This window comes from Glutamicibacter sp. NPDC087583 (genome assembly GCF_044743685.1).
In the GTDB taxonomy this organism is placed as follows: Bacteria; Actinomycetota; Actinomycetes; order Actinomycetales; family Micrococcaceae; genus Glutamicibacter.
The window spans coordinates 116,171-126,546 of record NZ_JBIUWY010000005.1 but is presented as its reverse complement, the minus strand read 5'-3'; the positions used below and the strand labels follow the sequence as shown (position 1 = coordinate 126,546).

The 10,376-nt window shown below is 62.6% G+C and carries 12 protein-coding genes; 3 read left to right on the top strand and 9 right to left on the bottom strand.

Annotated features, from left to right (window positions below; all coding sequences use genetic code 11):
* Positions 1 to 21 precede the first annotated feature (21 nt).
* A complete protein-coding gene (locus ACIOU9_RS13820) occupies positions 22 to 456 on the top strand; it encodes an Lrp/AsnC family transcriptional regulator (RefSeq protein ID WP_105658391.1) in 435 nt (144 codons plus the stop codon).
* Here ACIOU9_RS13820 and ACIOU9_RS13815 read toward each other — a convergent pair.
* Genes ACIOU9_RS13815 through ACIOU9_RS13800 form a run of 4 tightly spaced genes read right to left on the bottom strand, consistent with a single transcriptional unit; the run spans position 453 to position 2,832 of the window.
* Complete coding sequence (locus ACIOU9_RS13815) at positions 453 to 833, bottom strand: hypothetical protein (protein ID WP_105662574.1); 381 nt, start codon at positions 831 to 833, stop codon at positions 453 to 455. The two genes, ACIOU9_RS13820 and ACIOU9_RS13815, sit on opposite strands and share 4 nt — an antisense overlap.
* Positions 834 to 836: 3 nt before the next feature.
* Entirely contained in the window at positions 837 to 1,265 is a 429-nt protein-coding gene (locus tag ACIOU9_RS13810) for an HIT family protein (RefSeq protein WP_105662573.1), read from the bottom strand.
* 29 nt (positions 1,266 to 1,294) lie between these two features.
* Positions 1,295 to 2,131, bottom strand: coding sequence for a sulfurtransferase (locus tag ACIOU9_RS13805; protein WP_402697264.1), 837 nt, complete (start codon positions 2,129 to 2,131; stop codon positions 1,295 to 1,297).
* On the bottom strand, positions 2,128 to 2,832 hold the full coding sequence (locus ACIOU9_RS13800) for an MBL fold metallo-hydrolase (RefSeq protein WP_133834478.1): 705 nt from the start codon (positions 2,830 to 2,832) through the stop codon (positions 2,128 to 2,130). The genes ACIOU9_RS13805 and ACIOU9_RS13800 overlap by 4 nt, the downstream gene beginning before the upstream one ends.
* 152 nt (positions 2,833 to 2,984) lie before the next feature.
* Between ACIOU9_RS13800 and ACIOU9_RS13795 the strand changes: the two genes are divergently transcribed.
* Together ACIOU9_RS13795 and ACIOU9_RS13790 are read left to right on the top strand one after the other, a co-directional pair.
* Positions 2,985 to 3,410, top strand: coding sequence for a Fur family transcriptional regulator (locus ACIOU9_RS13795; protein WP_105658386.1), 426 nt, complete (start codon positions 2,985 to 2,987; stop codon positions 3,408 to 3,410).
* A gap of 114 nt (positions 3,411 to 3,524) precedes the next feature.
* Positions 3,525 to 4,985, top strand: a complete 1,461-nt coding sequence (locus tag ACIOU9_RS13790; RefSeq protein WP_402697263.1) for an HNH endonuclease — start codon at positions 3,525 to 3,527, stop codon at positions 4,983 to 4,985.
* A 45-nt stretch (positions 4,986 to 5,030) separates the two neighbouring features.
* Here the strand turns inward: ACIOU9_RS13790 and ACIOU9_RS13785 are convergent, their stop codons facing one another.
* The 5 genes from ACIOU9_RS13785 to ACIOU9_RS13765 all read right to left on the bottom strand — a co-directional run bounded on the left by ACIOU9_RS13785 (position 5,031) and on the right by ACIOU9_RS13765 (position 9,952).
* Positions 5,031 to 5,660 carry a maleylpyruvate isomerase family mycothiol-dependent enzyme gene (locus tag ACIOU9_RS13785; RefSeq protein WP_133834480.1) on the bottom strand — a complete coding sequence of 210 codons (630 nt, stop codon included), beginning with the start codon at positions 5,658 to 5,660 and terminating at the stop codon, positions 5,031 to 5,033.
* A 78-nt stretch (positions 5,661 to 5,738) separates the two neighbouring features.
* Complete coding sequence (locus tag ACIOU9_RS13780) at positions 5,739 to 6,596, bottom strand: metal ABC transporter permease (protein ID WP_105658383.1); 858 nt, start codon at positions 6,594 to 6,596, stop codon at positions 5,739 to 5,741.
* A 9-nt stretch (positions 6,597 to 6,605) separates the two neighbouring features.
* The gene (locus tag ACIOU9_RS13775) at positions 6,606 to 7,439 is read right to left on the bottom strand and encodes a metal ABC transporter ATP-binding protein (RefSeq protein WP_105662569.1); all 834 of its coding nucleotides are present in this window, start codon (positions 7,437 to 7,439) and stop codon (positions 6,606 to 6,608) included.
* Between the two features lie 130 nt (positions 7,440 to 7,569).
* Entirely contained in the window at positions 7,570 to 8,643 is a 1,074-nt protein-coding gene (locus ACIOU9_RS13770) for a hemolysin family protein (protein ID WP_166650811.1), read from the bottom strand.
* Positions 8,636 to 9,952, bottom strand: coding sequence for a hemolysin family protein (locus ACIOU9_RS13765; RefSeq protein WP_105658381.1), 1,317 nt, complete (start codon positions 9,950 to 9,952; stop codon positions 8,636 to 8,638). The genes ACIOU9_RS13770 and ACIOU9_RS13765 overlap by 8 nt, the downstream gene beginning before the upstream one ends.
* Between the last annotated feature and the right edge of the window lie 424 nt (positions 9,953 to 10,376).

Below are 10,376 nucleotides of genomic sequence, written 5' to 3'. Positions count from 1 at the left end.
TGGATCGGCAATAATAGATGCATGGATGATCTTGACCGCGCAATTATTGCCGAACTGGAAAATGACGGCCGCATCAGCAACCTCGAGCTCTCGCGCAGGGTGGGCCTGACCCCCGCTCCCTGCCTGCGCCGCGTCCAGCGCCTGGAGGCCGAGGGAATCATCCATGGCTACAAGGCGATCGTCAATCCCAAGGCCTATGGCAGGGGCTTCGAGGTTACCGTGGCCATTGACGTCGAAATGAACAACGAGCACAGCCTCGACGAATTCGAGAAGGCGGTGGACACCGTTGCCGGCGTCACCGAAATACGCCGCCTCTACGGCCAGCCCGACTACTTCCTGCGCATCCAGGTGGCCGATGCCGAGGCCTACGACCGGGACCTGATTCCCAAGCTGACCGCGCTGCCGGCGGTCCGCCGCGTCACCTCCCACATGACCATGCGCCGGGTGAAGGGCTAGGGCACTGCGGGCGTGGCGATCACCTGCACGTCATCTTCGTAGATGATGGTGCCCGGAGCACTGCTTTCCAGCTTCTCCCAGCCGATCCGGTGCGCGTCGAGCAACCGCAAATACGGCTCGACGCGCTCCAGCAGGTGCTGCGCGCTGCCCTTGAACCACGCCACGGCCCCGGGGTTGATCGCATGATCGTAGATTGCCCGATGGGTGCGGCTCGGGTTCGGATAGGCAGCGTCGTACCAGTCGTTGCCCGCACGCCAGATGGCGTGTTCGGCGGCGCTCAGCTTCCCGCCGTGGCCCAGGGAATTGGCCAGCGCGAAAATCCCCAGGTGCACGCCGCGGTGATTGGGCTCGGTGCCCTGGTAGCGGATGAATTGCACCGGCTAGGCCTCGGGCACGAATTCCCCGTGGCCATCTTCGCGCAGGCCCGCGCGAAGCGCTTGCGCGTTCTTGTCCATGGCCACCGGATCCGGGTTATCGGCCGCATTGGACAGGTCGAAGTCCGCCAGCGAGTTGGTCGGCCAGACATGCACATGCAGGTGCGGCACCTCGAATCCGGCGATCATCAGGCCCGCGCGCTGCGCGGAGAACACGCGCTTCTGGGTGCGCCCGATCTTGGCCGCGACCAGGGTCAGGTGCGCAACCAGCTCGTCGGAGGCATCGGTGAACTCGTCGATTTCCTCGCGCGGAACCACCAGTGCGTGCCCGTCGGAGAGCGGCCCGATGGACAAGAACGCCACGCAGGTTTCGTCCTCCCACACGAAGCGGCCCGGGATCTGCCCGTTGATGATCTTGGTGAACAGCGTACTCATTGCTGCCTTTCTTGCTCGATGGCTGAATTCTAGTGGCGGTGCTTCTCGTCGCTCGTAGCGACCGGCGCATCCGGGTAGGAGCAGTATTCGGACCAGCTGCCGGGGAAGAGCCCCAGCGGGATCCCGGCACTTGCCGCGGCCAATACCTGGTGCGCCGCGGTGATCCCCGAACCGCAGTAGGCGGCCGATCCCGGCCTGTGGGCACCCAGCGTCACGAAGCTGGAATGCAGCACCTCCGGCGCCCGGAAACGCATCTGCGCGTCGAGGTTGTCGGTGGTGGGACGGTTCAGCGCACCGGGAATATGCCCGGCCACCGGGTCGATGGGCTCCTCGATGCCCAGGTAGCGCGCGGTGGCCCGCGAGTCGATCAGGGTGCCGGGCAAGGTGTCCAGCTCCTCGTACTCCACCACCGGCATCCGGCCCCACGACAGCGAAACGCTGCCCTTGGCGGCCTGCTCGTAGCCCAGCGCCAGCTCTCCGCCGGCGTCCGTCCAGGCCTCGAGCCCGCCGTCGAGCACCTGCACGCGGTCGAATCCGGCATGGCGCAGCAGCCACCAGGCCCGGGCCGCGGCGAGGGCTCCGGAGTTGTCGTACGCCACCACGTGGCTCTGGGCGTTGATGCCCCAGCCGCGCGCGGCCTGCTCGAAGTCCGCCGGCAAAGGCAGCGGGTGGCGGCCGGTATGCTCGCCCGGCGCACCGGAAAGCTCTTTTTCCAGGTCAGCGAACACCGCGCCGGGGATATGCCCGGCAGCGTAGCTCTGCGCCCCGTCGTCGCGGCCCAGGACCCACCGCACATCGAGCAGCACCGGCTGGCCCCCGGCGTCCAGGATTTCGCGAAGCTGCGCGGCGCTTATCAAGGGGTTCATTCGTTGGTGCCTCCCAGCAACTCGTCGAGATGATGTTCGATTCCAGGTTCCAAGCGCACATAGCTGCATCCTGCCCGCTGGGCGATCGCGCCGAGCTGGCGATCGAAAAGCCCCAGTCCGTCGGCGTTGAGCAGCCCGTCGTGGATCGGCATCCAGCACTTCGCATCCACGGCCACCGCGAAGTCGGCAGCCTCGGCCATCTTGCCCCACGGGGCCATCACCGGCAGCAGCAGCACATCCGGCTGCGCCCCCACCGGCACCTGGTAGCTGTCGCCCGGGTGGAAGACCTCCAGCTGGCCTACCGCGCGGTCCCCCAGGAGGTAGCCCACGTTGGCAACCACTGCAATGGAATGGTGGATGGTGGCGTGGGTGCCTCCGAAAGTCCGTACGCGAATGCCGCCGACAATGAAGTCGGCCCCGGCTCGCACCGTCACCACCTGGGATTGGGCCGCTGGCGGCAGCTGGTCGCGCATCGCCTGCGCCAGCGCGGCCGGCGCGTAGAGCTCCAGGATGGAATTCGCCTCCAGCGCGGCGGCAATGGCCGGCTGGTCGGCATGGTCAGCATGCTCATGGGTGACCAGCACGGCATTGATGCCGTCGAACGCGTCGTCAAGCTGCGAAAATCCGCCCGGATCCAGCAAGACCTTGCCGTCGATCGTGCTCGCTTCCAAGCAGGAATGGCCCCTAAGTTTGATGCGCATATCCTTAGCGTAGGCTCAGCGCCCCGCCCATGCCAGAGCCAGACACGCATTGCAACGCAAAGTTGGCTAAAATTGAGGGAAACCGCAGGTGATTGGCCCAGTTCGCTGGCTCATCGCCGGTCCGCAACAAACTCAAGGAATGGTGCACGTCGATGTCCCAGCCAGAAACCCGGGTCACCAAGCAGCGCCTGGCCGTCACCGAGGCACTGGGCGAGGTCGATGATTTCGCCACCGCCCAGCAGCTGCATCGTTGGCTGCAGGATTCGGAGAAAAAGGTTTCGCTGGCCACCGTGTACCGCCTGCTGCAGTCCATGGCCGACGATGGCCTGGTCGATGTGCTGCGCAGCGGAGATGGCGAAGCCCGCTTCCGCCAGTGCGTCACCGAGGTCCACCACCATCATCTGGTCTGCCGCGTTTGCTCCAAAACCGTCGAGGTACTTGCCCCTTCCGTCGAGCGCTGGGCCGCTCGGGTTGCCGCGGAGCACGACTTCTCCGATCCCGAGCACACCGTGGAAATCTACGGCCTCTGCGCCGACTGCCGTGCCAAAGCCAAGGCTGGCGCCCCCGCTGCCTCGTAGCCCTTTCCGCTGCCTGGACCTGGGTCCAGCGGACTGTTCGGCGCCCCAAGAATTCGGTAATCCACAGCTGAATCATTCGAAGACATATTCTAGCAATGGGCGTATACTAGTACTATGTTCGAAGCAAAGGCGCAAGGAAACAGCCTAGCCCGCCCAGCAGATCAGCCGGATTTCGAATCCCACCTGATCCAGCTGCAGAACGACCTGTCATGGTTCCATGACCACGGCGGCAAGGCCGCGTGCGCCCGGGTTATCGAGTCCGTCGAAGGACTGGTCTCATCCTTGCGCTATCAGCAAGCCGGCCTGGCTCACCAGTTGGAGAAGGAAGTCCTGCGCGAGAATGAAGAGCGCGGCACCAACATCGATGACCAGGTCCGCGGAGCGGCCAGCCGCGTTGCCATCGCCCGCAAGCAGACTCAACGCGGTTCCAGGAACTACCTGGCCAATTGCCGCATCCTCTTCGAGGACACCCCGAATATCGCTGCCGCATTCTCCCGTGGTGAATTCACCGAAGCGCAGATCAACGCAATGCTCACCCCGCTGCAGGAAGTCCGGCCATTGCGCCGCACCGAGTTCGATGCGATCTACGGGCAGAATCCAGACATGTTCGAATCCATGGGCCCCAAGCGCATCAAGGAAACGGTCACCAGCTTCACGATCAAGTACGCATCGGACCGGGAAGACAAGAAGCTGAAGGAAGCCAACCAGCAACGCTACGTTCGCTTCCGCACCGATCGGGAAGCAGGGTGCGTCTTCCTCCAGGCCCGTCTGCCTATCGTTGGCGGAACCGGATTGCAGATGACGCTGCGAAACCAGTCATGCAGGATCAAGCGCAAGGGCGATGCCCGCACCCGCACCCAGATCCAGGCCGATCTGCTGGCCCGCTACATGTTCTTCGATGAAAACAATGAGCAGAAGATCAACGTCCAGCTCGGACTGGTCATGACCGATAGAGCGCTGTTCATGGGTGATCGCGAACCGGCCTACTTGGAAGGCTACGGCTTCATCCCCGCGCAGACTGCGCGGGAACTCATTGGCGGCCACCAGATTCCCAACGAGCTGACCTTCGCGGAAATGGAAGCCGAACTCGCCCCCGAGAATATTGAGCGGATCGAAGTGATGACGGAGATAACTCGTCTCTACACCGCTCCCGGGGACCAGGAACTAATCGCGATGGATTCCAAAGCCCGGATCTTCCCGGATAAGCTCAAGAGGTTCATCGGGATTCGCGATCGGCATTGCCGAACGCCCTTCTGCGACGGGCTGGTCGAAGAAACAGACCACGTGCTCCAGTATGCACGTGGCGGCAAGACGACCGTGGCCAATGCCTCGGGCCGTTGCGCGACCTGCAACAAGGCAAAGCAGGCCGACGGCTGGTACGAGTACACCGCTTTCCGCGATCGGCACTCGATGATGATCTGTCCGGGCTCGGCGATGTCCTATCGATCCACTGCGCCACCGACAACTGGATTCATGCACAAGCCATTCCCGCAACTAATGCGCGACTCGAAATGGTTCGCTGATTTCAAGGAACGGCTCACCAGGCCCGACGGACCAGGAACTACTGAAACCTAGGCAGCGGCGCGCGTTCTGCCGCGCGGCCCCTCCCTATTCTGCAATTTACCGCACGAGGGCCAGCCCCGGACCCGTCAGGCCCACAGCGTGCTTGCCTCGGCCTGAAACCAGCATCAGCAGTTCAAGGCGCGGTCCTGCGATCTGCGGGCCGATGCCCAGCCGGAAGTCTTCGTCTTCGCTGCACAGCTGGACCCTGCTCGCTAATTCCTTGGCACCCCCGACACCCTGCGGGGTCGCTGCCTGGTATTTGATTGCTGGCTCCAGGGATTCTGCAGGATAGGCCCGTTTCAGGCCCACGGCACGACGGATGTCTTCCCCATGGGCGATTTCCTCCACCAACCTGCTGGCAAGCGGAACCGGTGGAGTGGCCCGCAAAGCCGCGACCTCGACGAGCCTGCGCAATGTCCCATCGGGAGTCGCGGCCTTCTCGGCGGCCACGCCATTGTCGTTCTGGCGGTCCAAGCTGAATCCGGCCTTGGCCATCCCGGCAAGCAGGCGGAAGAAAGTCGCACGCGCGTTATCTGCCAAATGAGCAGCCACGTCATGGACGCTCCACCCATCGCACAGGGAGGGAACTTCCCACTGATCCGGATCCAAAGTTCCCAGATCGTCGATCAGGGCCAGGCGTTCGGCATGCACCAATGGCCAGATCTCACTGGCTGGAATTTTGCTCATGCTCCAGCTTGGAGGTTCGGCTGCTTGCTAGTCAACCGGGCCCGGAACCAGCGGGGGCGCGCTGGCCGAATGCAGCTCCTAGACTTGGTGGCGGCGAGGGGAACGCACCGCTTCGATTCCGCGGCAGACCACATAGATCACGAACGAAATCGTGGTCACATATGGACTGATCGGCAAGGAACCAGCCAGGGCAAGAAGGATGCCGCCCACGACAGCCAGTTCCGCGAACACGATGGAGAGCACGACGGTGATGACCGGATTGGAGCTCACGCGCATGGCGGCTGCGGCGGGCGTGATCAGCAGCGCCAGCACCAGCAAGGCACCGACCACTTGAATCGTCACCGCTACAGCCAGCGCCAGGATCATCATGAAGACGATGGACAGGCCAGCAGTGCGCACGCCCCGGGCATTGGCAACCACCGGGTCCACCGAAGCGAAGGTCAGCGGACGCCAAATAACCAGCAGCGCGATCACTACCACCGCCGAAAGGACCAGCATTCCTGTCAATTGCACGTCATCCACGGCCACGATCTGGCCGGTCAGCAGGCCAAACTTATTGGCGCTTCGCCCTTCATACAGCGACAGGAACAAGATGCCCAGGCCAAGGCCGAAAGGCATCAGCACGCCGGTGATGGAATTCCGATCCCTCGCCCGGGTTCCGAGAATGCCAAGGATCAGCGCCGCGATCATGGACCCGAACACCGAGCCAGTCACCACGTCGGCGCCGATGAGCAAGGCGAAGGCCGCCCCCGCAAAGGACAGCTCAGCGATGCCGTGCACGGCGAAAGCCATGTCCCGCATCATGATGAAGATGCCGATCAGACCGCCAACCACGCCCAGGACTGCACCGGCAATCAGGGAATTGGTCACCAGCGGAAGCAGCAGTCCGTAATCCTGGAAGTTGAACGCCTTCTCGATGAGATCCGAAAAGTCCATGTCCTGCTCCTACTTTCCGGTCTCTAGATCGATTTCTTCAACGTGGTCGTGCCCATCGGCCGGCAATGCCCGATTGCCATCGCCCGAGACCACCACGATGCGGCCATTGACCCGCAGCACCTCGACCGGAGCACCGTAAAGTTCGGTGAGCACCGCAGACTGCATGACTTCATCCACGCTGCCCAGATGGAAGCGGCCTTCGGCCAGGTACAAGACGCGGTCGACATAGGGCAGGATCGGGTTGATCTCGTGCGTCACGAAGACTACCGCGCTGCCGCGCTCTGCGGCCTGGCGGTGAATCACTTCGCTGATCGCCTGCTGGTGATTGAGGTCCAGGGAGAGCAGCGGCTCGTCGCATAGCAGGACCCGGGGATCGCTGGCCAAAGCCTGCGCTGCGCGCAGGCGCTGCTGCTCGCCTCCGGAAAGGTCGGACACCGCACGGTTGGCGTAGGCGGTAGCGCCGACCAGTTCCAGCAGTTCGTCGACCTTGTTGCGCACGGCCCTGCGGGCCACGCGAATCCCGGGCCGGGTTCCATCCAGTCCCAGTGCGACCAGGTCGCGAGCGCGCAGGGGAACGTTGTCCCCGAAGGGGCGCTGCTGCGGGATCAACCCCACGGCAGCCGACCCCCGGCGCACGGCCTCCCCGGCGATCGAGACCCTGCCTCGATTGAGCGCGGTGGTGCCGAGCATCGTGTTGATGAAGCTGGTCTTGCCCGAGCCGTTGGGCCCTAGAACTGCAAGGAACTCCCCCGCCGCTATGGATAGGTTGAGTTCATCCCAGAGCACGCGGGAGCCATAGGCAAGGCGCGCGTCTTCAAACCTGACGATGGGGGTCTCTGTCATTGACTGCTTTCTGGATTGCGCTGGCTGAGGATGGGCCGGCAACGAAAAACTGCGGCACCCGCAATGGGTGCCGCAGTCAATCGTATCAGTTGCGAGTCATTCGCAATATGCACTCAGGGGTGAGCTTGAGCTAATTTGCCCGTTTTTCGCTGCGAGGCGGGTTGACGCGTTTTCGCGTGGTATCGGTGATTTCACCGACCAGCACCTCGATCACGTCCTCCAGGAAGAGCACGCCGAGCGTTGCCCCCGACTCGTCGACAACCGCCGAAAGGTGGTTGCCTTCCTGCCGCATCGCTTCCAGGGCGGCCTCGATTTCGGTGTCCTGCTCCAACCGGCCCAGCGGGTGCAATGGCAAATCAAGCAGTGGCTGCGTGGAGTGGGCATCATCGATGAGCATCACGTCCTTCACATGCCAGTAGCCCACCGGAACCTCGTTCTTGGTGATCACCATGCGCGAGAATCCGGTCTTGCCGACCTTCTTCTCGAAAGCGCGCGCGGTCGTCTGCCCGTATTCCAAGGTGAACAGGTCATCGAGCGGAACCATGCAGCTGCGCGCGGTAACCGAGGAGAATTCCAGCGCTTTGGTCAAGCGTGCGGCATCGTCCTCATCCAGCGCGCCTTCCTCGGATGAAGCATCGATGATCGATCGGACTTCAGCGGCGGTATACGAGCTGGCCACCTCATCCTTCGGTTCGATACCGAAGGCGTGCAGCACCAGGTTCGCCACGCCATTGAGCGACGCCGTAATCGGCTTGAGCACCTTGGACAGGCCGACCAGTGGCATGGCCAGCAGCAGCACGGCCTTGTCCGCAACGGAAACCGAAATGTTCTTCGGCACCATTTCGCCGAAGGTCACGTGCAGGAAGGTCACCAGGATCAAGGCAATCAGGAACGCTACGGTGTCCGCAGCTGATTCGGCCATGCCGATCATGGTCAGCGGTTCGGCCAGCAGGTGGTGGATCGCCGGCTCCGAAATATTCAGGATCAGCAGCGAGCAAACGGTAATGCCCAACTGGCACACCGCGAGCATGATCGAAACATGCTCCATGGCGTACAGCGCGATCTTTGCCCGCTTATTGCCCTCGTCGGCCAAGGGTTCAATCTGCGAACGACGCGCACTCATCACCGCGAATTCGCCGGCAACGAAGAAGGCATTGCCAGCCAGCAAGACAATCAGCCAGACCAGGCCCATGAAGTCATTCATTGCCATCCTCCTGCACTGCTGGTTCGAAACGAACCTGCGAGATGCGGCGGCCATCGAGCTCGGTCACCGTGAAGGTGCCGTGCTCGGTGGCGACCCGGTCATTGAGTTCAGCCAAGCGGCCCAGTTCGGCGAGCATGAAGCCGCCGATGGTTTCGTAGGTCGACTCTTCCGGGATGACGTCCGTATCGAAGTTCTCGTTGATCTGGTCCGGGCGGTACATGCCCGGGAACAGCCAGTTGCCGTCGGGCTGGGTGACTGCTTCCTCCTCGTCCTCGTCGTGCTCATCGGAAACTTCGCCGACGATTTCTTCGACCAGGTCTTCAAGGGTCACCAGTCCAGCGGTTCCACCGTATTCGTCCATCACGATCGCGACCTGGAACTCGGCGGCGCGCAACTGCTCAAGCAGCACATCCAGGTGAATGGTTTCCGGAACGTACAGCGCGTCGCGGGCGAACTCGCCGACCTGCAGCGCTGCGCGGCGTTCGCGGGGCACCGAGACAATTGCCTTGACGTGGCAGATGCCTTGGATTTCATCGGTGGAGCCGGTGGTGACCGGGAAACGCGAGAATCCGGTGTCCGCGCTGACCTCGATCAGCTCGGAAAGTGCCGCCTCGGAATCAATGGTGGACATCGAGGTTCGCGGGGTCATCACGTCGGCGGCGGTGCGCTCGGAGAATTCAATGGTGGATTCCACGAAGCGAGCGGTCTGCACATCCAAGGTGCCCAGCTGAGCCGAACGGCGGACCAGCGATGCCAGTTCCTGCGAGGAGCGGGCCGCGGAGATTTCTTCCTTGGCTTCGAGTCCGAAGAACTTGCGCAGTACCGCATTCGAGAAGCCGTTGAGCACGATGATGGCCGGCTTGAAGATGGCGGTGAAAACCAGCTGCGGGCGGGCCAGCAGCTTGCCAACCTTCATCGCCTGGGCAATTGCCATGTTCTTCGGGACCAGTTCGCCGATCAGCATCGAAAGCAAGGTGGCAACGACCATCGAGATCACCACGGCAATGGCCAGCGAGCTTGCGGCCGGAATGCCGAATTGTTCCATCAACGGCTCGAGCAGCGCGCTCATTGCGGGTTCAAGCACGTAGCCGGTCAGCAGCGTGGTCAGCGTAATGCCCAGCTGGCAGCTGGACAGCTGGGTAGAGAGGGAGGTGAGGCACTGCAGCAGCGGCTTAGCGCCACGCTCGCCGTCATTTACGGCACGCTGCACGGTGCTTTTATCCAGGGCGACCAGGGAGAATTCCACGGCCACGAAGAAGCCGGTGCCGAGAATCAGCAGCAGGCCGAAAAGTATTGAGAGCCATTCCATAGGCGTTTACCGCCGCCTATTCACTGGCGTGCGAAGTTCAGTTCCAGTGCCGACAGGGCGGCAACTAGAAGGCTCCAAAAGGGAGGCGGAACTTCCTGAACATGGACTGTTGTGGCCGGCACTGCGCCCTTGGGCGGCACACCGGCTTGGAGAGTGGGATTCCATAGTGCGAATTAGTCTATCGAACGAAGGGCCATTGCGCACCACTTCGACACATGCTCGCCCAGCGGTGCTTTGGATACGCTGAACGGCATGTTAGGCGCAACACTTTCGTGACATTACATACGTGCCGTGGCCAAGTGGGCGGAAAAGTCACTAGACTGGTGCGCAGGTCTAGAAATCTTGTGGGCCGCAGTGGTCGTATCACGTCCTCGAAAGACCACCGGCTCAAGCTAGAACAACGTAGAAATCAGGGAAGAGGCGT